General features: G+C 72.8%; 21 protein-coding genes. 14 read left to right on the top strand and 7 right to left on the bottom strand.

Translation table 11 applies throughout. The features are described from left to right. Positions 1 to 38: 38 nt before the first annotated feature. The 6 genes from OOK34_RS30455 to OOK34_RS30430 all read left to right on the top strand — a co-directional run bounded on the left by OOK34_RS30455 (position 39) and on the right by OOK34_RS30430 (position 6,906). Entirely contained in the window at positions 39 to 1,022 is a 984-nt protein-coding gene (locus tag OOK34_RS30455; protein ID WP_267037384.1) for an NADPH:quinone oxidoreductase family protein, read from the top strand. After that, positions 1,019 to 2,224, top strand: coding sequence for an acyl-CoA dehydrogenase family protein (locus OOK34_RS30450; protein WP_267037383.1), 1,206 nt, complete (start codon positions 1,019 to 1,021; stop codon positions 2,222 to 2,224). Before OOK34_RS30455 ends, OOK34_RS30450 begins: the two co-directional genes overlap by 4 nt. Next, positions 2,221 to 3,381: an acyl-CoA dehydrogenase family protein gene (locus tag OOK34_RS30445; RefSeq protein ID WP_267037382.1), complete on the top strand. Its 1,161-nt coding sequence runs from the start codon at positions 2,221 to 2,223 to the stop codon at positions 3,379 to 3,381. The genes OOK34_RS30450 and OOK34_RS30445 overlap by 4 nt, the downstream gene beginning before the upstream one ends. Before the next feature lie 117 nt (positions 3,382 to 3,498). Continuing rightward, positions 3,499 to 5,571 carry an AAA family ATPase gene (locus OOK34_RS30440; protein WP_267037559.1) on the top strand — a complete coding sequence of 691 codons (2,073 nt, stop codon included), beginning with the start codon at positions 3,499 to 3,501 and terminating at the stop codon, positions 5,569 to 5,571. A 74-nt stretch (positions 5,572 to 5,645) separates the two neighbouring features. Further along, positions 5,646 to 6,017: a tyrosinase family oxidase copper chaperone gene (locus OOK34_RS30435; protein WP_267037381.1), complete on the top strand. Its 372-nt coding sequence runs from the start codon at positions 5,646 to 5,648 to the stop codon at positions 6,015 to 6,017. A 25-nt stretch (positions 6,018 to 6,042) separates the two neighbouring features. Next, complete coding sequence (locus tag OOK34_RS30430; RefSeq protein WP_267037380.1) at positions 6,043 to 6,906, top strand: tyrosinase family protein; 864 nt, start codon at positions 6,043 to 6,045, stop codon at positions 6,904 to 6,906. An 88-nt stretch (positions 6,907 to 6,994) separates the two neighbouring features. On the opposite strand, the gene OOK34_RS30425 is transcribed toward OOK34_RS30430, so the two are convergent. Further along, a complete protein-coding gene (locus tag OOK34_RS30425) occupies positions 6,995 to 7,279 on the bottom strand; it encodes a chaplin (protein ID WP_267037379.1) in 285 nt (94 codons plus the stop codon). A 276-nt stretch (positions 7,280 to 7,555) separates the two neighbouring features. On the opposite strand from OOK34_RS30425, the gene OOK34_RS30420 reads away from it, so the two are divergent. Beyond that, on the top strand, positions 7,556 to 9,007 hold the full coding sequence (locus OOK34_RS30420; RefSeq protein ID WP_267037378.1) for a carboxylesterase/lipase family protein: 1,452 nt from the start codon (positions 7,556 to 7,558) through the stop codon (positions 9,005 to 9,007). Here the strand turns inward: OOK34_RS30420 and OOK34_RS30415 are convergent. After that, positions 8,985 to 10,316, bottom strand: a complete 1,332-nt coding sequence (locus tag OOK34_RS30415; protein WP_323183508.1) for an alpha/beta hydrolase-fold protein — start codon at positions 10,314 to 10,316, stop codon at positions 8,985 to 8,987. The genes OOK34_RS30420 and OOK34_RS30415 overlap by 23 nt on opposite strands. Positions 10,317 to 10,585: 269 nt before the next feature. Between OOK34_RS30415 and OOK34_RS30410 the strand changes: the two genes are divergently transcribed. Next, positions 10,586 to 11,614 (top strand): hypothetical protein, encoded by a 1,029-nt coding sequence (locus OOK34_RS30410; RefSeq protein ID WP_267037377.1) that lies wholly within the window; start codon positions 10,586 to 10,588, stop codon positions 11,612 to 11,614. A gap of 48 nt (positions 11,615 to 11,662) precedes the next feature. Here the strand turns inward: OOK34_RS30410 and OOK34_RS30405 are convergent, their stop codons facing one another. Continuing rightward, entirely contained in the window at positions 11,663 to 12,349 is a 687-nt protein-coding gene (locus OOK34_RS30405) for a GNAT family N-acetyltransferase (protein ID WP_267037376.1), read from the bottom strand. Positions 12,350 to 12,489: 140 nt separating this feature from the next. On the opposite strand from OOK34_RS30405, the gene OOK34_RS30400 reads away from it, so the two are divergent. The 3 genes from OOK34_RS30400 to OOK34_RS30390 all read left to right on the top strand — a co-directional run bounded on the left by OOK34_RS30400 (position 12,490) and on the right by OOK34_RS30390 (position 15,320). After that, complete coding sequence (locus OOK34_RS30400) at positions 12,490 to 13,296, top strand: alpha/beta fold hydrolase (protein WP_267037375.1); 807 nt, start codon at positions 12,490 to 12,492, stop codon at positions 13,294 to 13,296. A gap of 98 nt (positions 13,297 to 13,394) precedes the next feature. Further along, positions 13,395 to 14,624: an MFS transporter gene (locus OOK34_RS30395; RefSeq protein WP_267037374.1), complete on the top strand. Its 1,230-nt coding sequence runs from the start codon at positions 13,395 to 13,397 to the stop codon at positions 14,622 to 14,624. 12 nt (positions 14,625 to 14,636) lie between these two features. Next, the gene (locus OOK34_RS30390; RefSeq protein ID WP_267037373.1) at positions 14,637 to 15,320 is read left to right on the top strand and encodes a (2Fe-2S)-binding protein; all 684 of its coding nucleotides are present in this window, start codon (positions 14,637 to 14,639) and stop codon (positions 15,318 to 15,320) included. A 75-nt stretch (positions 15,321 to 15,395) separates the two neighbouring features. Here the strand turns inward: OOK34_RS30390 and OOK34_RS30385 are convergent, their stop codons facing one another. Then, on the bottom strand, positions 15,396 to 17,168 hold the full coding sequence (locus tag OOK34_RS30385; RefSeq protein WP_267037372.1) for a S8 family serine peptidase: 1,773 nt from the start codon (positions 17,166 to 17,168) through the stop codon (positions 15,396 to 15,398). Between the two features lie 280 nt (positions 17,169 to 17,448). Then, on the bottom strand, positions 17,449 to 18,828 hold the full coding sequence (locus tag OOK34_RS30380) for a cation:dicarboxylase symporter family transporter (protein WP_267037371.1): 1,380 nt from the start codon (positions 18,826 to 18,828) through the stop codon (positions 17,449 to 17,451). Between the two features lie 104 nt (positions 18,829 to 18,932). On the opposite strand from OOK34_RS30380, the gene OOK34_RS30375 reads away from it, so the two are divergent. Both OOK34_RS30375 and OOK34_RS30370 read left to right on the top strand, forming a co-directional pair. Next, complete coding sequence (locus OOK34_RS30375; RefSeq protein ID WP_267037370.1) at positions 18,933 to 20,609, top strand: sensor histidine kinase; 1,677 nt, start codon at positions 18,933 to 18,935, stop codon at positions 20,607 to 20,609. After that, positions 20,606 to 21,304: a response regulator gene (locus tag OOK34_RS30370; RefSeq protein WP_267037369.1), complete on the top strand. Its 699-nt coding sequence runs from the start codon at positions 20,606 to 20,608 to the stop codon at positions 21,302 to 21,304. Before OOK34_RS30375 ends, OOK34_RS30370 begins: the two co-directional genes overlap by 4 nt. On the opposite strand, the gene OOK34_RS30365 is transcribed toward OOK34_RS30370, so the two are convergent. Next, positions 21,262 to 22,107: a tyrosinase family protein gene (locus tag OOK34_RS30365; RefSeq protein ID WP_267037368.1), complete on the bottom strand. Its 846-nt coding sequence runs from the start codon at positions 22,105 to 22,107 to the stop codon at positions 21,262 to 21,264. The two genes, OOK34_RS30370 and OOK34_RS30365, sit on opposite strands and share 43 nt — an antisense overlap. Continuing rightward, positions 22,104 to 22,499, bottom strand: a complete 396-nt coding sequence (locus OOK34_RS30360) for a tyrosinase family oxidase copper chaperone (protein ID WP_267037367.1) — start codon at positions 22,497 to 22,499, stop codon at positions 22,104 to 22,106. Before OOK34_RS30360 ends, OOK34_RS30365 begins: the two co-directional genes overlap by 4 nt. 297 nt (positions 22,500 to 22,796) lie before the next feature. Between OOK34_RS30360 and OOK34_RS30355 the strand changes: the two genes are divergently transcribed. Then, positions 22,797 to 24,188: a glutamate decarboxylase gene (locus tag OOK34_RS30355; protein WP_267037366.1), complete on the top strand. Its 1,392-nt coding sequence runs from the start codon at positions 22,797 to 22,799 to the stop codon at positions 24,186 to 24,188. The last annotated feature ends 3 nt before the right edge of the window (positions 24,189 to 24,191 follow it).

Raw genomic sequence — 24,191 nt, 5'->3', positions numbered from 1 at the left:
GCCGAGCGTGGTCCCTCGACGGCGGCTGGAGGCCCCGGATGCAGGCATGGCGAGTACACACGACCGGTGAACCCCGCGAGGCCATGAGCCTCGAAGAGGTTCCCGAACCGGTTCCCGCCGAGGGCGAGGTGAGGCTCCGGGTACTCGCGGCGAACGTCAACTTCCCCGACGCGCTCCTCGTCCGCGGCCAGTACCAGATCCGCCCGCCCCTGCCCTTCACCCCGGGCGTCGAGATCTGCGGCCTCACCGAGGACGGCCGGCGCGTCATCGCCAACCCGAGCCTGCCCCACGGCGGATTCGCCGAGTACGTCACCGCCCCCGCGCGCGCCCTGCTCCCCGCCCCCGGCGCCCTCGACGACGCCGAGGCGGCCGCCCTGCACATCGGCTACCAGACCGGCTGGTTCGGCCTCCACCGCAGGGCCCGCCTGCAGCGCGGCGAGACCCTGCTCGTGCACGCCGCGGCCGGCGGGGTCGGCAGCGCCGCCGTCCAGCTCGGCAAGGCCGCCGGGGCCACCGTCATCGGGGTCGTCGGCGGCAAGGCCAAGGTCCGTACGGCCGAGGACCTCGGCTGCGACCTCGTCATCGACCGCACCACCGAGGACCTGGGCGGGATCGCGGCCCGGGTCAAGGAGTTCACCGGCGGACGCGGCGCCGACGTGGTCTACGACCCCGTCGGCGGCGACGCCTACACGGCCTCCGCGAAGTGCGTGGCCTTCGAGGGCCGCATCGTCGTCGTCGGCTTCGCCAGCGGCAACGTCCCCGCCCCCGCCCTCAACCACGCCCTGGTCAAGAACTACTCCGTGCTCGGCCTGCACTGGGGGCTGTACGCCGCCAAGGACCCCGCCGCCGTCCTCGCCTGCCACACCGAACTCAGCCGCCTCGCCGCCGAGGGCGCGGTCAAACCCCTCGTCAGCGAACGGGTCCCGCTCGCCGGGGCCGCCGAGGCCGTCCAGCGCCTCGCCGACGGCGCCACCACCGGCCGGCTGGTCGTCGTACCGTCCCTGGACGGAGCCGCCCGATGACGCCCACCGCCGCGGCCCCGACCGCCGAGGAACTTCGCACCCGCACCCGGGCCCTGCTCGCCGCGCACCCGCCCGCCGCCACCGCCCGCCCCGACTTCCTGCGCGCCCGCTTCGACGCCGGACTCGCCTGGGTCCACTACCCCCAGGGACTCGGCGGACTCGGCGCGCCCCGCTCCCTCCAGGCCGTCGTGGACGCCGAACTGGAGGCCGCCGGAGCCCCCGACAACGACCCGCGCCGGATCGGCATCGGCCTCGGCATGGCCGCCCCCACGATCCTCGCGTACGGCACCGAGGAGCAGAAACGCCGCTTCCTGCGCCCCCTGTGGGTGGGGGAGGAGGTCTGGTGCCAGCTCTTCAGCGAACCCGGAGCCGGCTCCGACCTCGCCGCCCTCGGCACCCGCGCCGTCCTGGACGAGGCCGCGGGCGAATGGGTGGTCGACGGCCAGAAGGTGTGGACCTCCAGCGCCCACACCGCCCGCTGGGCCATCCTGATCGCCCGCACCGACCCCACCCTGCCCAAACACCAGGGCATCACCTACTTCCTGTGCGATATGCACGCCCCCGGCGTCGAGGTCCGGCCCCTGCGCCAGATCACCGGCGAGGCTGAGTTCAACGAGGTCTTCCTCACCGGCGTCCGCATCCCCGACGCCCACCGGCTCGGCGCCGTCGGCCAGGGCTGGGCCGTCGCCCGCACCACCCTGATGAACGAACGCGTCTCCATCGGCGGCATGCGGATCCCGCGCGAGGGAGGCATGATCGCCCCCGTCGCCGCCGCCTGGCGCGAACGGCCCGCCCTGCGCACCCACGCCCTGCACCAGCGGCTGCTCGACCTGTGGGTGCAGGCCGAAGTGGCCCGCCTCACCGGAGAGCGGCTGCGCCAGCAGCTCGCCGCCGGCCAGCCCGGCCCCGAGGGCAGCGGGATGAAGCTCACCTTCGCCCGCCTCAACCAGGAGATCAGCGGCCTGGAGGTGGAACTCCTCGGCGAGGAAGGCCTCCTGTACGAGGACTGGACCCTGCGCCGCCCCGAGATCGTCGACTTCACCGGCCGCGACGCCGGATACCGCTACCTGCGCGCCAAGGGCAACAGCATCGAGGGCGGCACCAGCGAGATCCTCCTCAACATCGTCGCCGAGCGCGTCCTCGGACTGCCCGCCGAGCCGCGCGACGACAAGGACATCGCCTGGAAGGACCTCTCCCGATGACGGCACAGTCAGCACGCGTGGCGCAGCCCGGCCCGGCGGCCGACTCCCGCGCCCCCTTCGACCTGCTCTACTCCGACACCGAGGAGGAACTCCGCTCGGCCGTACGGTCCTTGCTCGCCGACCGCTGCGCCCCCGCGAGCGTCCTCGCCCGCGCGGAGGGCGGCCGCCCCCACGACCCGGACCTGTGGCACACTCTGGCCACCGGGATCGGCGCCGCCGGACTGCTCGTCCCCGAGAAGCTCGGCGGAGCGGGCGCGAGCCACCGGGAGGCCGCCGTCGTCCTGGAGGAGCTGGGACGCGCCGTGGCACCCGTGCCGTACCTGACGAGCTCCGTGCTCGCGGCCGAGATCCTGCTCGCGGTCGCCTGCGACAACGCCGAAGCCGCCGGCCTGGTGGGAGAACTCGCGGCCGGGCGGCGGATCTGCGTCCCCGCCCTCCCCCTCACTCTGGCCCCCGGCGCGCCCCTGCCGGCGCCGGCCCACGACAGCGGCGGCGGGGTGCTGAGCGGCACCGTCACCTCGGTCGCGGACGCGGTGGCCGCCGACGTCCTGCTGGTCCTGGCCGACACCGGGCTGTACGCCGTCCCCGCGGACCGCGCCGCGCTGACCGCGCTGGTCCCGCTGGACCTGACCCGGCCGCTCGCCACCGTCACCCTCGACGGAGCCCCCGGCACCCGCCTCGCGGACCCCGCCACCGCGCGGGCGGCCATCGCCGGGGCCCTGCTGTCCGGCGCCGGGCTGCTGGCCTCGGAGCAGCTCGGGCTCGCCGAATGGTGCCTGACCGAGACCGTCGCGCACGTACGCGGCCGCCACCAGTTCAACCGTCCCGTCGGCTCCTTCCAGGCCCTCAAGCACCGCCTCGCACAGCTGTGGCTGGAGGTGGCCGGCGCCCGGGCGGCGGCCCGCGCCGCCGCCGACGCCCTGGCCACCGGGGCCCCGGACGCCCCGCTCACGGTCGCCGTCGCCCAGGCCCACTGCTCCGGGGTCGCCGTCCGCGCGGCCGAGGAGTGCGTCCAGCTCCACGGCGGCATCGGCATGACCTGGGAACACCCCGCCCACCTCTACCTCAAGCGCGCCAAGGCGGACTCCCTCACCCTGGGCACCGCGGGCCACCACCGCGGCCTGGTCGCCGACTTCGCGGAACTCCCGGCCCCGTAGGGGTAGAGCCGAGGCAAGCCCAAAAGCCATGGCTTACCAAGTAAGTCAAGACTTACCTTTTAGGGAACCTTGATCGTATGGTGTGGCTCGAATCGAAGGAGCCCCCTGTTGTCGCAAATGAATGATCCCGCTGTGCGTGCGCTTGAATCGGAGCGGGATTATGTGTCCTCCTTATACGAGTTGCTCACCGAGCGGCTTTCCGAGGCGCGAGTACACCGTGCGAGTGTGCTGAAGGCCCCGGCGGAAAGCGCCGGTGAGGCATACGAGAGAGAAATCGCCGCCGAGCGTCTGGCCAAGGAAATCGGCCGACTGGAGGGCGCCGAAAAGGGGCTGGTCTTCGGGCGCGTCGACTGGACGGATGGCACGGCCCTGCGCATCGGGCGGATCGGACTGCATACGGAGGAGGACGACCTGCCTCTGCTCGTGGACTGGCGCGCCAACGCGGCGCGGCCCTTCTACGAGGCGACACAGGTCCACCCGATGGGCCTGCGGCGGCGCCGGCACCTGCGCCTCGAGGAGCGCACGGTCATCTCGGTGAGCGACGAACTGCTGGACGGGACCGCCCCGACCGACGAGGACGTCGTGGGGGACGGCCCGTTGACCGAGGCCCTGTCGGCACGGCGTACGGGCAGGATGCACGCGGCCGTCGCGACGCTGCAGACCGAGCAGGACGAGGTCGTCCGCTCCGCCCACCGCGGGGTGACCGTGGTGCAGGGCGGGCCCGGCACCGGCAAGACGGTGGTCGCCCTGCACCGGGCGGCCTATGTCCTGTACGCGTTCCCGCGCGCCGCGGAGGAGGGCGTCCTGGTGGTGGGCCCGAACGCCCGGTTCCTCGACTACATCTCCCAGGTCCTTCCCTCGCTCGGAGAGAACGACGTCGTTCTGGCGACCTGCCGGGAACTGGCCGGAGTGTCCGCGGACACGGTGGACCCGTTCGATACGGCGCGACTCAAGGGCAGCTCCGACCTCGCCGACGCCTTGGCCGGCCTGCTGCGCGTCCACCAAGCCCCCGCCGGTGACTTCACCGTGCGGGTCGGACAGGAACTGGTCCACCTGTCCGGCGAGGAAGTCGCCACGGCACGCGACGCCGCCGTGGCAGCCGCAGCGGGGCACAACCCCGCGCGCCAGGTGTTCAAAGAGCTCTTGGCCGACGCCGTCACCGACGCGATGCAACGAGACATGGGCGACCTCCTGGAGCAGATCGACGCCGATACCGAAAGGATGACGGGCCTCAACCTCGACCGGTTCACGGGAGCCGACCAGCGCCGTGTCGAAGGTGCGCCCGACGCAGGGCCGGCCCACGAGCTGGACCTGGACGCAATCCGAGCCGATCTCCTCGAAGACGCCGGCGTCGAGCGAGCGGTCGAGGTGTTGTGGCCGCGTCTGGTACCCGGTGACCTCGTGAAGGCGCTCCTGACGGACGCCGGCGCTCTCGCCGAGCACCTGCCCCGCCTGACCGCACAGGAGCGGTCCCTTCTGCTGCGCGGTCCGGACGACCCGTGGACCGATGCCGATGTGCCGTTGCTGGACGAGGCGGCGAGCCTGGTCGACGGCCCTCCCGAGCGGACGTACGGGCACGTCGTCGTCGACGAGGCGCAGGAACTGACCGCCATGCAGTGGCGGATGATCGTCCGCCGCTGCCCTGCAAGGGCGATGACGCTGGTGGGTGACTTCGCCCAGGCAGGCCCGGTCGCGACGGCACGCGACTGGAAGGAAGCACTGAGCCCCCACGTCGGACCGCGGTTCAAACTGCACGACCTGACCGTCAGCTACCGCACCACGCAGGAGATCCTGGAGAGCGTCCGGGACCTGCTCACGCGGATCGCTCCGGACCAGAAGCCCACACGGTCACTGCGAAGCGGTGAAAGCCCTCGCACCGTGACCACACCTCCGGACGAGTTGGTCACCGCCGTCGTCTCGGAACTCCGAGCCCAGAGCGCCGCGCACCCGGGCGAGCTTCTGGGAGTGATCTGCGCGGACAGCAGGGTGAGCGAGCTGACGGCCCGAGGCATCGCTCACCACGCACGCATCGTGCCGGCGTCCGAAGCACGCGGCCTGGAATTCGACGGGGTCGTCGTCATGAACCCCGAGGAAATCATCACGGCCCGCCCCGGTGGGGAAAGGGACTTGTACGTAGCCCTGACCCGGGCCACCAAGCGCCTGTGCACGATCACCCTCCAGCCCGCCTGACTTACGTCGGTGACCTCCCGCGCCGCGCGGGCGTTAGACCCCTGTAGCGCGGACCGCCGAGCGAGGGAGACCGTATGTACGCAGCACCCGCCGCACCACTGACCCGCCGCGCGGTACTGCGTACGGCCTTCAGCGCGGCCGTGCTGGCCGGCGTGGCCGCCGCCCTGGCGCCCGTACTGCGCGCCCGCAGGCCCCGCCAGACGCTCACCCCGGCCCCGCTCGCCGAGGAGGAGACGTACCGCGGACGGCACATCAGCGTCGACCCCGCCGGGGCGGCCGTGCGCATCGACGGCCGCCCCCTGCACGTGATGCGCCGCGCGGACGGGAGCTACCTCAGCGGGATCAACCACTTCCAGTCGTACGGGACCCCCCTGGAACTGGCCCGCGCCGCCGTCGACGAACTCGGCACCAACCAGCTGGCCTTCGCGGCCCCGCACCACGACTGACGGACGGGAAGAGGAGGAGCCCCGCGTGTACACCCGGCAGAACCAGAAGAACCTGACCAGCGCCCAGAAGAAGCGGTTCACGGCCGCCGTGCTGGAACTCAAGCGCGACGGCACCTACGACGAGTTCGTCCGCACCCACGGCACGTACTTCGTCCCCGACCGGGACCGCAAGCTGCGCGTCGGGCACATGTCCCCGTCGTTCTTCCCCTGGCACCGGCGCTACCTGCTGGAGTTCGAGAAGCGGCTCCAGGCCCTGGACCCGGGGGTCTCCATCCCGTACTGGGACTGGACCACCGACTCCAGCCCCGTCTCCTCCCTCTGGGCCGAGGACTTCCTCGGCGGCACCGGCCGCGAGGGCGACCGGCAGGTGATGACGGGCCCCTTCGCCTACGCGCGCGGCAACTGGACGATCAGCGTGGGGGTCAGCGAGGCCCGCTTCCTCACCCGCAACCTCGGCCGCCCGGCCAGTCCGATCGCGCTGCCGACCGCCGCCGAACTCCAGTGGGCCATCGACGACCCCGTCTACGACTCCTCGCCCTGGAACTCCACGACCGGCGGCGGCAGCTTCCGCAACAAGCTGGAGGGCTGGGCCGCGCCCAAGAGCGAGCGCTGGCGCAACCACAACAAGGTCCACCAGTGGATCGGCGGCCACATGACGGGCGGCACCGCCCCCAACGACCCGGCCTTCTGGCTGCACCACGCCTTCGTGGACCTGCTCTGGGACCGCTGGCAGCAGCGGCACCCCGCATCCGGCTACCTGCCGGCGGCCCCCCTGGAGCTGGGCGACCTCCAGCGCGGCCGGGTGATCTCCCTCGACGAGCCGATGCCCCCGTGGGGCGTCACCCCGCGCGAGATGTCCGGGCACCTGGGCGTCTACCGCTACGAGTGAAGGGCCCGCGGGCGAAGGGCCCGCGGGTAACGGAAAGGGCCCCCGCCGTACGGCGGGGGCCCTTCAGCCGGTCAGGCGGGCGAGATGATCACTCGCCGTAGCTGCCGCCCTCGGTGTGGTGCTTGTCGCCACCCGAGATGTTGAGGCAGGTGTTGCCGAAGGCCGGGTTCAGCAGGCCGATCACGTTGACGGTGTTGCCGCAGACGTTGACCGGGATGTGGACCGGGACCTGGACGACGTTGCCGGACCCGACACCGGGGGAGCCGACCGCCGCACCGTGCGCTCCGGCATCGGCGACAGCCAGACCCGCGCCGGTGGCGACGGCGCTGCCCGCCACAGCGGTGATGGCGAATGCCTTCGCGATACGCGACATCAAGATCTCCTCATGAGATGTGGGGCGCCGCATTTCTGCGGCTTGTGACATGGCGTACAACGCGGCGGGCGCCGAGTGGTCACGGCCCGTTCGGCTACTGGGTGACACGAAAACGGACAGAGCCGAAGTACGTCGGCATCCGAGTGACCGTTCCCGGCCGCGGAAGCGCCACTCCCGGGCCCGCCCGCTGCCGGTCCGCGCCGGCCGGCCACGTCTTGTCACGCCGTGGACGCCTGTGCGACGGTGCCTCGCAGCACCCTGGTGAGGAGGGCACAGATGAGCGCAGCGGGCGACCGCCGGCCCCGGGCCGCCGCCGGACACGGCACGGTGGAGGGCCGGTGGGAGGGCGGGACCGCCGTCTTCCGCGGCATCCCCTACGCCGCCCCGCCCGTCGGAGACCGCCGCTTCGCCGCGCCACGGCCCCCGGCCGCCTGGGACGGCGTACGCGACGCAGGGGCGTTCGGGCCCACCGCGCCCAAGGTGCCCTACCCGCAGACCTTCGCGGCGCTGCTGGCCGATCCGGAGGTCCCCGGCGAGGACTGCCTGAACCTGAACGTCTGGACCCCGGACCCGGCGCCCGCGGCCGGGCTGCCCGTGATGGTCTGGTTCCACGGCGGCGCCCACACCCGGGGCTCCTCCGCCGTCCCGGTCTACGACGGATCGGCCTTCGCCCGCGACGGGGTCGTGCTCGTCTCGGTCAATTTCCGGCTCGGCGTCCTCGGTTACGGGCTCTTCCCCGACGCGCCCGCCAACCGGGGCCTCCTCGACCAGATCGCCGCCCTCGAATGGGTACGGGACAACATCGCAGCCTTCGGCGGCGACCCCGCCCGGGTCACCGTCTTCGGGGAATCCGCCGGCGCCATCAGCGTCGGCGCCCTGCTCGCCGCGCCCCGCGCCGCCGGCCTCTTCGCCCGGGCCGTCCTGCAGAGCGGCGCCCCCGAGGCGCTGCCGCGCGACGGGGTCCGCACGATGGTGCGGCGGATGGCCGCGCTGCTGAAGGTGCCCGCCACCGCGCGGGCCTTCGCGGCGGCCGGCCTGCCCGCGCTGCTCGCGGCCCAGGCTGCCGCGGCGCGGCGCTCCTCCCCGGTGCTCGGCGGTCCCGCCTTCGGGCTGGTCACCGACCCCGGCACGCTCCCCGCCGACCCGCTGGAGGCGGCCGCGGCCTCGCAGGTGCCGCTGCTGCTGGGCTGGACCGCCCAGGAACACCGGCTCTGGCTCGCGCCCACCGGCGGGGCGCGGCTGCTGGACCGGCTCGGCCCGGCGGCCGTGGCCCTGGCCCGGCTGCGCAGCGGCAAGGACCGGGCCGCCGTACGGGCGTTGCGGGCCGCGCTGCCGCAGGCCGGCCCGGCCGACCTCGCCGGGCACCTGATCACCGACCGGCTGCTGCGCGATCCGCTGCGGCGGCTCGCCGGGGCCCGGCGCGGCGCCCCGAGCCACCTCTACGAGTTCCGCTGGCCCAGCGGCGTACCGGGCCTCGGTGCCTGCCACGCCCTGGAGCTGGGTTTCGTCTTCGACACCCTCGGGGTGCCGGAGTCCTCCTGGCTGGCCGGGCCGGACGCCCCGCAGGCGCTGGCCGACGAGATGCACGGGGCCTGGGTCCGCTTCGCGGTCAGCGGGGACCCCGGCTGGGAGCCCTGGGACGGCAACGGCCCGCCGAAGGTGTTCGACGGGCCGGAGCCGGAGGAAGCGCGGGGCGCGGAGGCTGTTACTCCACTGGTCCTTCCATGACCTTGCTGATGAACTGGATCGGGCCCTCGCCCATGTTCGGCACGTAGGTCTTGGCGTTGTGCTGGCCGCCCGGGATCACTCTCAGGGTGGTGTGGACCGGACCCTTGGTGTAGGTCGAGACGAACTTCTGCACGTCCGGCAGCGTGTGCTTGTTGTTCTCGTTGTCGCCGACCTGGAAGGCCAGGTAGACGTCCAGGCCCTTCTTGTCGATCAGCTGCTTGGCGAGCACCTCCGGGTTGTTCTCGGCCTTCTCCTTGTCGTAGCCCTTCCACAGGGGGGAGTCCGGGACGATGTCCGGGCCGGAGGCGATCACGGCCTTGAACTTGTCCGGGTGCTTCAGCACGGCCTTCAGGCCCGCGAAGCCGCCGGTGGAGGAGCCCATGAAGGCCCAGCCGTCACGCGACTTGATGGTGCGGAAGTTCTCCCGCACCAGGTCCGGGACGTCCTCGGTCAGCCAGGTGCCCATCTTGGGCTGGCCGGGGATGTCGGAGCCGTCCCAGTAGATGCCCTTGTCGTCCGGCGCCGGGTTCAGCACGGGCATGACGACGATGAAGGGCTTGCTCTTGCCCTCGCCGTACCACTTGCTGATGCTGGTCTGGAGGCCCATGCCGGGGTCCATCCAGTAGTTGTTCGGGAAACCGGGGCCGCCCGGCAGGGCGATCATGACCGGGAAGCCGCTCTTGGCGAACTGCGGGTCGTTGTACTCCTTGGGCGCCCACACCCAGACCTTGCCGGTGAAGCCGGACTTCTTGCCGGTCACGGTGGCGACGCCCACGTGCGTGCCGTCGCTCAGGGTCTGCGAGTTCTTGAAGTCGGTCTTCGGGCCCGTGGGCATCAGCATCTTCGAGTTCGCCGCGGGCTTGGCCGCGCCGGCCTTGTCGCCGCCGGGGGTCTGCCCGAAGGAGACGGACTCGCCCTTGTCGGTGAAGGGGGGTATCTCGAAGTAGGCCATCACACCCGCGGCGATGCCGCCGAGGGCCAGGACCGTCACGCCCGCGATGATCCAGCGCTTGGCCTTGGACTTGCGGCGCGGCTCCTCGCCGTAGGGCGGCTGCGAGTGGCCGTACGGCGGCTGGTCGTAGTGGGGCTGGTCGTAGCGCGGCTGCTCGTGCCGCTGCTGCCCGTAGTCCGGCTGCTCGTAACGGGGCTGCGCCTGCGTGGGCTGGTCGTAGCCCTGCTGCGGGGGCCGGGGCGGCTGGGGCCGGCCCTGGGGGGCGTACGGCGGCGGGCCCTGCTGTCGGCCTTGCTGCTGACCGTAAGGGGGCTGCTGCCCCTCCCGCCGGTACGGCGGCTCGGGTTCGTACGACATGTGCGGTGGCTCTCCGGCTGTTGCTGCCCCGTTTGGGGATGGTCTGCTTCCGTTCGAATGATGAACGAAAGCGCTGCGGGGTTCCTTATTTTTACTTCTCTTGGGATTCCGTAGGGAAGGTCATTACCCCGTCACTCGCAGTGGTCCCTGTGTTCCCGTGCAGTCATCCAAGCATCCCTGGCTCATGCACATGCCACTGGGTATGGTGCGTCCGCCGTGCCCCGGGCCGCGGCCGCCGAGGCGTGACCATCCTTCTCCGAAAGGCCGCCATGACCCTCAAGCGACGGATCCTGATCCTGGTCACCGCCGTCCTCCTGCTCGCCGCCGTCGGGGTGCTCGCCGTGGTGCGCGCCTCCTCGCGGGCCGAGGAGAAGAACCAGGCCCGCGCGGGAGGGCCGCAGGTCACCCGGGGCGCGGTCTCCCTCGCCCCGGGCGGCGACGGCCGCCGGATCGTCTTCCGGAACATGGCCTGGGGCCCGCACCGGGACGAGCTCGCCACCGTCCCGGCCGCCGCGCCCGAGGGTCCCCGCACCGCCTCCGGGGTCAGCTGCCTGCGCTTCCACGCGGCGGCCGGCACCGGGATCTGCCTCCGGGCCGACAAGGGCGGGGTACAGGAGGGCTACCGGGCCGTCGTCCTCGACGCCGGCCTCGAGGAGGTCGCGGCGCACCCGCTCGCCGGGATACCGACCCGCGCCCGGGTCTCGCCCGGCGGGCACCTCGTGGCGTGGACGGTCTTCGTGGGCGGGGACTCGTACGCCGGCACCGACTTCTCCACCCGGACCTCGCTGCTCGACCTGCGCACCGGGAAGCTCGACGCCTCCCTCGAGGACTTCACGATCCGCAAGGACGGCAAGGAGTACCGCAACGCCGACGTGAACTTCTGGGGGGTGACCTTCGCCGCCGACGAGCGGACCTTCTACGCGACCCTCTCCACCGGCGGCCGGACCCACCTCGTGCGCGGGGACCTGGCCGAGCGCACGGTCACCACGCTGCGGGAGAACCTGGAGTGCCCCTCGCTGTCCCCCGACGGGACCCGGCTGGTGTTCAAGAAGCGGGTGCCCGGCCTGCCCGCCGAGGCGCCGTGGCGGCTGCACGTCCTGGACCTGGCCTCGATGGCGGAGACCCCGCTCGCCGAGGAGCGCAGCGTGGACGACCAGGTGGTGTGGAGCGGGGACCGGACCGTCGTCTACTCCCTGCCGGGCGACTTCGGCGCGGACCTGTACTCGCTGCCGGCCGACGGCGGCGGCGCCCCGGCCCGGCTCACGGCCTCGGCCCTCGCCCCGGCCTTCCTCGGCTGAACAGCGGGGAAGGCCGGGCGGGGGCCGGGCGGGGGCGCAGCAGGACCGTTACGCCGGAATCAGCGTCCGGCGTCGCCGCCTGCGGGGCGCGGCATTGGAGAGCCGCAGTTCGATGACCGAGCGCACGGTGGGCCACTCCTCGTCGAGGACCGAGTAGAAGGCCGTACTGCGCACCGCTCCGTCCAGCCCCCGCGAATGGGCCCGGCGGACCCCCTCGCAGGTGAAGCCGAGACGTTCCATCGCGGCACGGGAGCGGCCGTTGCGGGCGTCCGCGCGCAGCGAGATCCGGCGCACGCCCCAGGTCTCGAAGGCGTGGCGCAGCATGAGCAGCTTCGCCTCGGTGTTGATGCCGGTGCCCTGGGCGCCCGGGGACAGCCAGGTGTTCCCGATCTCGGCCGCGTCGGGGATGGCGGTCGCCGGATCACCGAAGGGGACCCCCGGCACGGCGGGCCACACCAGCGGCCCCTGCCAGTAGTCGAGTTCCAGGAACCGGGTCGATCCGACCACCCGCCCGTCCGTGGCTCTGACCACGGCGAACGCAAGCGATCGACCCGCTGCCTGATCGGAGAGGGCACGGTCGATGTACTCGTGGGACGCCTGCAACCCGTGCGGCACGGGAGTGAAGGCGTAAGTCGTACGATCCTCGGCCCCGGCCTCGGCCAGGGCCTCGGTGTGGTGGGGGGCGAGGGGCTCGAGCCGCACGGAGCGGCCGGCGAGGAGTACGGGTACGGGCACGGAGCCTTCGGTCCTTCTGGGCGGTGGGGTGGTTGCACAGTCTGCGTCTCTGACGTCGCCCCCAGTGCAAAACACGGGTGAAAGGCAACGGGCTGTCAGGTGAACGCGAGTGGCTCAATGTAGCCCCTTAAAGTCCTCTCATGAACCCCCAATTTGGCAATGGCGCGGCATCGATTTTCGACGATCTCGGTCCCCGGGGCGCGGAGCCCGTGATCCTGATCCACGGACACCCGTTCAACCGGTCCATGTGGGCTCCCCAGACGGCGGCCCTGACCGCCGCCGGCTACCGGGTCATAGCCCCTGACCTGCGCGGATACGGGGAGAACCCGGCGGTCGGGGAGCGGACCCTGCTTGCGGACTTCGCCGACGACCTGGCCGCTCTGCTCGAGCGCCTGGGCATCGAACAGGCGGTCGTCGGCGGAGTGTCCATGGGCGGGCAGATCGCACTCGAGCTCCGGTTGCGCCACCCGGGTCTGGTAAGGGCCCTCGTGCTCTCCGACACCTCCCCCGTCCCGGAGACCGAGGACGGCAGGAAGTTCCGCAGGGAGCTCGCCGGGCGACTCCTTGCGGAGGGTATGCGTCCGTACACCGAAGAGGTCATTGACAAGATGCTGGCGCCCTACAACGTGACCGGCCAGCCGGAGGCCGCCGCCCGGGTCACCGCCATGATGTGCGCCACCGACCCCAAGGGCGCCGCGGCGGCCCTGCGCGGACGGGCCGAGCGGCCCGACTACCGGCCCGTGCTCGCCGGGCTGCCCGCGCAGGTGCCCTGTCTGGTGCTCGTCGGCGCCGACGACGCCTACACCCCGGTCGCCGAGGCCGAGGCCATGTGCGCGCTCGCACCGCACGCGCGGCTCACGGTGATCGAGCGGGCCGGGCACCTGCCGGGCGTGGAGCAGCCCGAGGCCTTCAACCGGGCCCTGCTGGAGTTCCTCGGCAGCCTCTGAACCAGCCCGCCGCCGGGTGGGAGACGGCCGAGGTGGCCCACCCGGCACACCGCGGATTGGACCACCGGGGCGGGCCGCCCCGCTGGTGCAATGGGCCGGTGACGATACGGTTCCTGCCCCCGCCCGGGCCCCCGCGCCGCCTGGCCGCCGCCCAGCTGGCCAACTCCGTCGGCGACGGCGCCTACTACGTGTGCTCCGCGCTCTTCTTCACGAGCGTCGTGGGGCTCTCGCCCGCCCGGATCGGACTCGGCCTGACCGTGGCCTGGGCGGTCGGCTCGGTCGCGGGGGTCCCGCTGGGGGCCCTCGCGGACCGGCGGGGACCGCGCGGCACCTCGGTGCTGCTGGCGCTGGCCACCGCCGCCTCGGTGGCCTCCTTCCTCTTCGTCCGTTCCTACGGGGCCTTCCTGTGCGCGGTGGTCCTCTACGCGGTCTCCCAGTGCGGGCTCGCCGCCGCCCGGCAGGCGCTGCTCGCCGGACTGGTGGAGACCGGGCAGCGGACGGGGGTGCTGGCCCACCTCCAGTCCACGCTCAACGCCGGGCTGGCGCTGGGCGCGGCCCTGGGCGGGCTGGCGCTGGGCTCCGGCACGGAGGGGGCCTACCTGGTGGTGTTCGCCCTCGACGCGGCGGGCTTCGTGGTCTGCGCCGCCGTCCTGCTGGGGCTGCCCGTCGTGGCGCCCGCCGGGCGGCGGCCGGTCGGGGAGCCGCGGCTGGCGGTCCTGCGCGACCGGCCGTACGCCCTGGTCACCCTGCTGAACGCGGTCCTGCTGCTGCGGATGCCGCTGCTGAGCCTGGCCGTGCCGCTGTGGATCGTGGAGCGCACGCGGGCCCCGGGCTGGCTGGTGTCGGCGCTGTTCGTGCTCAACACTCTCGCCGTGATGCTGTTCCAGGTGCGGACGGCCCGGCCCGTCACCGACCTGGACAGCGCCGGACGGGCCCTGCGCCGGTCCGGGCTGGTCACGGCCGCCTCGTGCGCGGTGTTCGCCGCCTCGGCGCTGCCCGGCGCCGGGTGGGCCGCGGCCGCGCTGCTCGTGGCGGGCGCCGCGCTCCAGGCGGACGCCGAGATGCGGCAGTCGGCCGGGTCCTGGCAGATCGGCTTCTCGCTGGCCCCCGCCGAGCGGATCGGGCAGTACCAGGGCTTCTTCGGCACCGGTGTGCCCCTGGCCCGCACCCTGGGGCCGCTGCTGCTGACCGGGCTGCTCCTGCTGTGGGGGATCCCCGGCTGGCTGCTGCTCGGCGGCCTGCTGCTGGCGGCCTCCTGCGCGATGGGGCCGGCGGCCCGCAGGGCGGAGTCGGCCCGCACCGGGGTCCCCGCACGCAGCGGCGCCTGAGATCATCCGGGGATGGACATGGACGACGTACTGCGCAGGCTGGCCGCCGTCGGGCCCTTCTTCTCCGTGCCGTACGGGCCGGAACCGCCCGGACCGGGCTTCCGGCCGCTCGCGGAGCTGTACGGGGAGCACCTCGCCCCGTACGTCGCCGAGGTGGGCCGCCGGACCGGGAGCGGGCCGGGCCGGGTGGCGGCCTCGACCGCGCAGTTCGGGATCGCCTCCCGGCTGTGGTCGCTCGGGCTCGGCTGCGCCGCCCTGTCCGGCCGGGTGCCGGACCTGGACCCGGACCGGGTGTGGTGGCGGCTGCCCGAGCGGGGCTCGCTGGAGCTGTGGCTCCCCGAGCCGGCGGACCTGCCCGCCGGGGCCCTCGGGGAGAGCGTCCTCGGGAACCTCGCCCGGCTGGACGGCGCCCTGCGGCAGCCGTACGGGGTGTCGGCGAAGGTGCTGCGCGGCAACGCCGCCTCCGGGCTGGTCGGGGCCCTGCGGGTGCTGCTCGACCGGGTATCGCCCGAGGCCGGCCGGACGGCCGTGGAGCTGGCCGGTGCCCTCCTCGCCGACGGCGGGGCCCTGGCCGGCACCGGCACCTTCATCCACGAGGAGGGCCTCGGGGTGGCCTTCGTACGGCGCAGCTGCTGCCTCTACTACCAGGTGCCCGGCGGCGGGCTCTGCGGGGACTGCGTCCTGCGCACCCGGTAGGGAAAGGCAGGAGGCCGCCGGGGAGCAGGTGGTGACCTGCTCCCCGGCGGCCGGAACTGCTTCGGCGGGCCGGACCTAGAAGGTCAGGTTCCAGGCGTCGATCTTGCCGGTGTCGCCGCCCGCGTTGTCGTTCACGCGCAGCTTCCAGGTGCCGTTCGCCACCTCGGAGGAGGCGTTGACGGTGTAGGTCTGGCCGATGTTGTCCGTGCTGCCGCCGGCCCGGTTGTGGACCGTGTAGACGGTGCCGTCGGGGGCGATCAGGTCGACCTTCAGGTCACCGATGTAGGTGTGCGCGATGGTCACGCCCACCTTGAGGGTGGCCGGAGCGTTGCCGGTCACCCCGCTGACGGTGATGGGGCTCTCCACCGTCGTGTTGTCGCCGATCGCGAAGTCGGCGGTGTTCTCGAAGTACTTGCCGACGGGCGGGGTGGAGCCGCCGACCGCCTTCAGGGCGTCGACCTGGCCCTCACCGAAGAAGGCGTTGTTGGCCGCGGTCCCGGTGCAGCGGCTGTCCGACGGGCAGGCGATGTCGTTGGCCTGGGTGGCCAGCTTGTCGCGCATCTGCGCCGGGGTGATGCCCGGGTTGGCGCTCGCCATGAGCGCGGCGACACCCGCGACGTGCGGGCTGGCCATCGAGGTACCGCTCTTGGAGCCGTACTTGCCGCCCGGCAGGGTGGAGTAGACGTCGCTGCCCGGGGCCGCGACGTCGATGACGCCCTGGCCGAAGTTGGAGAACGAGGCCTTGGTGGTGCCGGTGCCGTTCGCCGCGACCGTGACCACGCCCGGGAGTTCGGTCGGGATGTCGACGCAGGCGTTGGTGATGGTGCGCGTGACCGGGGTCGAGTCGTTGGGGCTCGCCGTGTCGGTCGTCTTGTGGGCGAGGTCGTAGTTCTCGTTGCCCGCCGCGGCGATCTGGAGCGAGCCCTTGCCCTCGGCGTACGCCTGGGCGCGGTTGACGCCCTCGATGATGGCGGCCTGGTCGAGGTTGTCCGGGCAGTTGAACTGCCACGGGTCGGTGTAGTAGCTGTTGTTGGTGACCTTGAAGCCGTGGTCACCGGCCCACACGAACCCGCAGATGGTGTTCTCGGCGAAGAAGAGCGAGGTGTTCGGCTCGGCGATGCGGACCGAGGAGATCTTCACGCCCGGGGCCACGCCGATGGCGCCCTTGCCGTTCTTGGCGGCGGCCACCGTGCCGGCGACGTGCGTGCCGTGGTCGCCGACGTCGCGCCAGGCGCCGGCGCGGGTGTCGGTCTTGCCGTAGGCGCAGGAGACCGAGTCGGCGGCGTTGAAGTTCGGCGCGAGGTCCTGGTGCTGGTCGTCGACACCGGTGTCGAGGATGCCGACCTTGACGGCGGCGGAACCGGCGTTGACGGCCCAGGCCTGGTCCGCCTTGATTTGGCTCATGTCGGCGCGGACCGGCTCGCCGGTCGGGGTCGTCGACTGGGCCGGGTTGGCGGGCAGCGCCGGGTTGTAGGCGTCGGCCGGGACGTCCGAGGTGCGGGTGGCGCCGACCTTCTGGACCCCGCTCACGCCGCGCATCGTCGTGGCGAAGCTACCGGAGGCCGAGTGGGCGACGATCACGCCGATGGCGTCGTAGTACGAGAAGACCGTGCCGCCGTTGGCGGTCACGGCCGAGCGCACCGCCGAGCTGTCACCGGGGGCGGTGATCACGAGGTAGGCGCGGGTGCCGGCAGCCCAGGTCGCACTCTGGGAAGCCGGGGCCGCAGCCTTGGGGGCCGCCGACGGGGCGGAAGCCGCGGGCGAGCCCGAGGGGCCGACGGGAGCGGTGCCGGCGAGCGCGGCGGGAGCTCCGAAGGTGAGGGCGGCGCCCAGGGCGGCCGCCAGCACGAGCGCACGTCGAGGTCGGCTGGATATGTGGGGTATCAATGCGTCCTCCGATGACCCGGTGGTGCTGGTGACACCTACCGGGCCGTACGAAACGAGTGGTGGACGCAAGATGTCAGACGCGCCGCCCCGTAGGGAAGTACCTTTCCCCGCAGCAGAGTTGAAGATCACATGGCTAAAAACATCGGTTCGTGGTCGTTCGTCAGCCTTTGGTGCGGGACACCGGCCGGGCTGGGCACCGTGGGGGCGAGCCCTGCCCGGCCGGGTCCTCGGGGTGCGCCGGCTACACCGGCACACCGTCCTTGGGGCCGGCCGCGGGGTCGGCCGTGGGGCCGGGCACGGTCGGCGCGGCCGGCTCGGGGGCCGCCGCGTGCCCGTCGTCCACCAGCGTGGCCTCGTCGAAGGGCAGGCGTCCCGCGAGGACCTCCGTGGCCCGCTCGCGGTCGAACTCCTTGGTCCACGTCCCGATCAGGACGGTCGCGACGGCGTTGCCCGCGAAGTTCGTCAGCGCCCGCGCCTCGCTCATGAAGCGGTCGATCCCGACGATCAGGCCCACCCCGTCGACCAGTTCGGGCCGGTGCGACTGGAGGCCGCCCGCCAGGGTGGCCAGCCCGGCGCCGGTGACCCCGGCCGCGCCCTTCGAGGCCACGATCATGAACAGCAGCAGCGAGATCTGCTCGCCGAGCGCGAGCGGTTTGCCCATCGCCTCGGCGACGAACAGGGAGGACATCGTCAGGTAGATCGCGGTCCCGTCCAGGTTGAACGAGTAGCCGGTCGGCACGGTGATGCCGGTGACCGGCCGGGACACGCCCAGGTGCTCCATCTTCGCGATCAGCCTCGGCAGCGCCGACTCCGAGGAGGAGGTCGACAGGATCAGCAGGAACTCCCGGCCCAGGTAGCGCAGCAGCGCGAAGACGCTGACGCCCGTACAGACCCGCAGCAGCGTGCCCAGCACCACGAAGACGAAGAGCAGACAGGTCGTGTAGAAGCCGATCATGATGACGGCGAGGGACTTCAGCGCGTCGATCCCGGTCGCCCCGACCACCGCCGCGATCGCCCCGAAGGCGCCGACGGGCGCCGCCCACATGATCATCGCCAGTACCCGGAACACCATCTTCTGCACGTGCCCGATCCCGCGCAGCACCGGCTCGCCCGCCGTGCCCATGGCCTGGAGCGCGAATCCGCACAGCAGCGCCACCAACAGCGTCTGGAGCACCTCGCCCCCGGTGAAGGCGGAGACCAGGGTGGTCGGGATGATCCCCAGCAGGAACTCGGGGGTGCTCTCCGCCCCGCCCGCCTTGGCCTGCGCCTCGCCGGCCTTGGCCGCGGCCTCGGTCAGGTGCAGCCCGCTGCCCGGCTCGAGCAGGTTCCCCACCAGCAGCCCGATGGCCAGCGCCACCGTGGACATCACCATGAAGTAGCCGAGGGCGAGCCCGCCCACCGCGCCCACCTTGGCGGCCTTGCGGACCGATCCGATCCCCAGCACGATCGTGCAGAAGATCACGGGTGAGATCATCATCTTGATGAGGTTGACGAAGCCGGTGCCCAGGGGTTTGAGCTCCACGGCCACGCCCGGTGCGGCGAAGCCGACGGCGATGCCGAGCAGTACCGCGGCGATCACCGCGATGTAGAGGTAATGGGTTCTGTCGCGTCTGGCGGCCACGTCGCCTCCTGGTGGTGAATGCGTTCCGGGAGACCATCGCCCACCCTGTGACCCCGGTCACCCTTGCGTTCATTGAGTTCACGGCCGGGTGCACACTGAGCGCCATGTTCCGCTTCCCCCGACCGCCCCGCAGCCTCGCCGGCCAGCTGTTCGCCATGCAGGTCCTGCTGGTCGCGCTCGTCGTCGCCGGATGCGCGGTCTTCGCGTACGCGGCCGCCCGCGGCCAGGCCGAGGACGCCGCCCGGCGGCAGGCCGGAGCGGTGGCCCGGGCCGTCGCGGACTCGCCCTCCGTGCGAGAGGCCGTACGGGCCGGCGCGCGCGGGGCTGATCCGTCGGCCGCGCTCCAGCCCTACGCCGAGCGGGTGCGCACCGACTCGGGCGTGGACTTCGTGACGATCATGGCCCCCGACGGGAAGCGCTGGACCCACCCCGACCCGCGCCGCATCGGCGAGCGCTTCCTCGGCAACACCGCCCCGGCCCTGCGCGGCGAGACCTTCAGCGAGACCTACACCGGCACCCTCGGCCCCTCCATCCGCGTGGTCACCCCGCTCAGGGACGCGGACGACGCCGTCGTCGGCATGGTCAGCGCCGGGATCACCGTCCGCGCCATCAGCGACCGCCTCGCGGAGCAGCTCTCCGCCCTCGCCTGGGTGGCCGCCGGGGCGCTGGCCCTCGGCGCGGTGGGTACGTACGTGGTCAACGCCCGGCTGCGCCGCCACACCCACGGCATGAACGCCGCCGAGCTCAGCCGGATGTACGACTACCACCAGGCGGCCCTGCACGGGGTCCGGGAGGGGCTGCTGATGCTCGACGGCCACCGCAGGATCACCCTCATCAACGACGCCGGCCGCGAACTCCTCGGCCTGCGCGGGGAGGTCACCGGCAGCGGCGTCGCCGACCTCGGCCTGCCCGCCCCGCTCACCGGGGCCCTGCTCGCCGACCGGCCCCGGGTCGACGAGGTGCACCTGACCAGCGAGCGGGTGCTCGTCGTCAACAGCTCGCCGGTGGCCGGCGGCGGCCGCCGCGGCACCGTGGTCACCCTGCGGGACCACACCGAACTCCAGGCCCTCACCGGGGAGCTGGACCACGAGCGCGGTTTCACCCAGGCCCTGCGCTCCCAGGCCCACGAGGCGGCCAACCGGCTGCACACGGTGGTCTCCCTCATCGAACTGGGCCGCAGCGAGGAGGCGGTGGACTTCGCGACCGCCGAACTGGAGCTGGCCCAGGCCCTGACCGACGAGGTCGTCACCGCCGTGGGGGAGCCGGTGCTGGTCGCGCTGCTGCTCGGCAAGGCCGCCCAGGCGCACGAGCGGGGCATCGAGCTGGTCGTCACCCCGGACAGCGGGGCGATCGAGGCGGGGCCGGGGCTGCCGCCCGCCCGGGACCTGGTCACCGTGCTCGGCAACCTCGTCGACAACGCCCTCGACGCCCTGACGGGCGTGCCCGGCGGGCGGATCACCGTCACCGTGCGCCGGGACGCGGGCGGGCTGCTGCTGCGGGTCGCGGACAACGGCCCCGGGCTGCCCGACGGGGCGGACGTCTTCCGGCGCGGCTGGTCCGGCAAGGGGGAGGGGCGCGGCCTGGGCCTGGCCCTGGTCCGTCAGGTGGCCCTGCGGCACGGCGGCGCGGTGGACGCCGCCGGGGTCGCCGAGGGCGGCGCGCGGTTCACCGTACGACTGCCGTTTCCGCCGGATCCCGCCGGGGGCGGCGCCGGGCTTTCCGGTGCCGCGGGCGGGGAGCACGGGGTGTGCGGCCGGCCCGCCGCGGGCGGGGCGGCATGAGCGCCGAGGTGCGGGTGCTGGTGGTCGAGGACGACCCCGTCGCCGCCGACGCGCACGCGCTCTACGTCGGCCGGGTGCCCGGCTTCACGGCCGTGGCGGCCGTCCACTCCCTGGCCGAGGCCACCCGGGTGCTGGAGCGCACCCGGGTGGACCTGCTGCTGCTCGACCTCACCCTGCCCGACGGCCACGGGCTGCGCTTCGCGCGCGGACTGCGGGCGGCCGGGCATCCCGTCGACGTGATCGCGGTGACCTCGGCGCGGGACCTGGCCATGGTCCGCGAGAGCGTGTCGCTGGGCGTCGTGCAGTACGTACTGAAGCCCTTCGCGTTCCCCACCCTGCGCGAACGGCTGCTGCGCTACGCCGAGTTCCGCGCGGCGGCCGGCGAGGCGGCGGGCCAGGACGACGTGGACCGGGCGCTCGCCGCACTGCGCGCGCCCGGCCCGGCGGAACTGCCCAAAGGCCTCAGCGCCCCGACCCTGGACCGGGTCGCGGCGCTGCTGCGGGCGGCGCCCGAGGGGCTGACCGCCGCCGGGGCGGCCGGGGCGGCCGGGATCTCGCGGATCACCGCCCGCCGGTACCTGGAACACCTGGTGGACACCGGCCGCGCGGACCGCACCCCCCGGTACGGCCAGGTCGGCCGCCCCGAACTGCACTACCGCTGGCTGGCGGCGGCGGGCTCGGTGTCGAAGGTGTAGAACTTGCGGTGGTCGAGCATGTCGGCCGGGGTGACGTCGTTCCACGGCCGCATCGTGTCGCGCAGGTCCACCACGTTCGCCGTGCCCGCGGCCGGCAGGTAGGTGGAGTTCGGGTTCTTCGCCTGCCAGTCGGACCACAGCTTGTCCACGAAGGCGTGGTGCATCCAGAACACCGGGTCGTTGGGGGAGACCCCGGTGGCCATCTGGCCGCCGACCCACACGTGCACCCGGTTGTGGAGGTTGGCGCCGCGCCAGCCCTCCAGGTTGTTGCGGAAGCCGTTCGAGGAGCTGTTCCAGGGGGCCATGTCGTAGACCGGCATGGCCAGTACGGCGTCCACCTCGGCCCGCGTCGGCAGCTGGGCGACGCCCTCGCCGAGCGCGCGCCGCAGGTAGGAGCGGCCGTCGACCCGTACGGCCACCTCCCACTTGCCCGTCGCGTAGGCGAACGGGCCGTCCGTCACCTGCCCGTCGCGGGCGCGTCCGGTGCCGCCGAGGAAGTCGGCGGCCCAGAGGGAGGAGCGGGTGGTGCGGTCGGCGGTCCAGTCCCAGTACGGGATCGAAACGCTCTTGTCCACCGCCTGCAGAGCCGCCTCGAACTCGAGCAGAAAGCGGCGGTGCCAGGGGAGGAAGGAGGGGGAGCGGTGGCCCACCCGGTCGCCCGAGTCGGTGTCGCTCATGATGAAGCCGTTGTGGGTGGTGACGAACCGGTCGTAGCGCCCGGTGCGCTTGAGCTCGAGCAGAGCGTTGGTGAAGGCGCGCTTCTCCTCGGCGCTCAGCGCGGCCTGGTTCTTGCGGACGGTCATGCCGTGCCTCCCATCTGCATCGGGGCGAGCTGGGAGCCCTGGAGCTCGCGCACGGCGGCGCGGGCCAGCGTGGTGGGGTCGGCGAAGGTCTCGTAATGGTTGACCACGCTGATCCAGGTGCCGTCGGCGTTGCGCATGACGTGCAGCTCGCGGCCGTCTATGCGGACGGTCGGCATCCCGGCTCCGCCGTGGTGGCCACCGTGGTGGCCGCCGCCGGTCGCGGTGGATATCTGGATACGGCGGCCCTGGTACACCTCGTCGACGGTGCCGGCCGGAGTGGTGGCAGCCCGGGAGTCGGTGGCGGCAGCGTGCGCGGTGGCGCCCGCGATGCCGAGGACGGTGAGTGCGCCGGCAGTGGTGCCCAAGGCCTGCCGACGGGTGATCGTGTTCATGGCGGAAGAACTATCAGGGCCCGCACGACAGTTGACCGCTATCCGGACATCGGCGGATAAGTTCTATGTAGAACCAATTAAATGATCTTCCGGTCCGGACCAGCTCCAGTGGCCCGGACCGGAAGATCTGCGGAGGAAATCCTACTGGGCAGTAATTTTTTCGGCGGAGTGGGGGGTCGATGAAGGGGATCACACCCCAGACTCGGCCGGAAGGTGTGCCGGAAACGGGTTCGCCCGACCGGTTCTCGAGGGCTTCTGGAGCCGCCCCGAGCGGTGATTTGCCCCTATAGTCCCGATATGGCTCTTCATCAGACGAAGGACACGCACGCCCGGGACGCCGAGACGGACGTGTTCGCGTCCGCCCTGAGCGGCACGATCCTCCCCAAGTACCGGATGCCCGAGGACCACTCGCCCTCCGAGGTGGTCTACTCGCTCCTGCACAACGAGCTGCTCCTCGACGGCAACGCCGCCCAGAACCTGGCCACCTTCTGCACCACCTGGTCGGACGACGGCGTGCACCGCCTGATGAACGAGTGCCTCGACAAGAACATGATCGACAAGGACGAGTACCCGCAGACCGCCGAGATCGAGGCCCGCTGCGTCAACATCCTGGCCGACCTCTGGAACGCCCCGCCCGGCCATGTCGCGACCGGCTGCTCCACCACGGGCTCCAGCGAGGCCGCCATGCTCGGCGGCCTCGCCCTCAAATGGCGCTGGCGCGCCCGCCGCCGCGCCGAGGGCAAACCGGCCGACCGCCCCAACCTGGTGTGCGGCCCGGTCCAGATCTGCTGGGAGAAGTTCGCGCGCTACTTCGACGTCGAGCTGCGCCAGGTCCCCCTGGAGCCCGGAGCCACCGGACTGCGCCCCCACCAGCTCGCCGCCCACGTCGACGAGAACACCATCGGGGTCGTCGCCATCCTCGGCGTCACCTACACCTGCGACTACGAACCCGTCGCCGAGATCGCCGCCGCCCTCGACCGGATCCAGGCCGAGCACGGCTGGGACGTCCCCGTCCACGTGGACGCCGCGAGCGGAGGCTTCGTCGCCCCCTTCCTCCACCCCGACGTGGTCTGGGACTTCCGGCTGCCGCGCGTCGCCTCCGTCAACACCTCCGGGCACAAGTACGGGCTGGCGCCGCTGGGCGTCGGCTGGATCGTGTGGCGCACCGCCGACCTGCTCCCCGCCGAACTCGTCTTCGACGTGGACTACCTGGGCGGCGACATGCCCACCTTCGCCCTCAACTTCTCCCGCCCCGGCGGCGAGGTCATCGCCCAGTACTACCTCTTCCTGCGCCTGGGCCGGGGCGGCTACCGGCGCGTCCAGCAGGCCTGCGCCGACACCGCCCAGTACCTGGCCCGGCAGATCGCCGGCCTCGGGCCCTTCAGCCTGCTCTACGACGGCCGGGGCGCCCTGCCCGCCGTCTCCTACACGCTCACCGACCCGGCCGGGGCCGGCTTCAGCCTCTACGACCTCTCCGACCGGCTGCGGATGCGGGGCTGGCAGGTGCCCTCGTACCCGCTGCCGGCCGACCGGCAGGACACCGTCATCCAGCGCGTCCTGATCCGGCACGGGGTGACCCGCGACCAGATCGCCCTGCTGGTCGACGACCTGCGCCGGGCCGTGGACCACCTCACCGCCACCCCACAGCCGGTCCCCGCCACCGAACCCCGGCCGGGCTTCCACCACTGACCG

Origin of the sequence: Streptomyces sp. NBC_00091, from assembly GCF_026343185.1 — a bacterium.
Taxonomy (GTDB): Bacteria; Actinomycetota; Actinomycetes; order Streptomycetales; family Streptomycetaceae; genus Streptomyces.
Note: the sequence above shows the minus strand (reverse complement) of the source record. Positions and strands in the feature narration are given on the sequence as shown.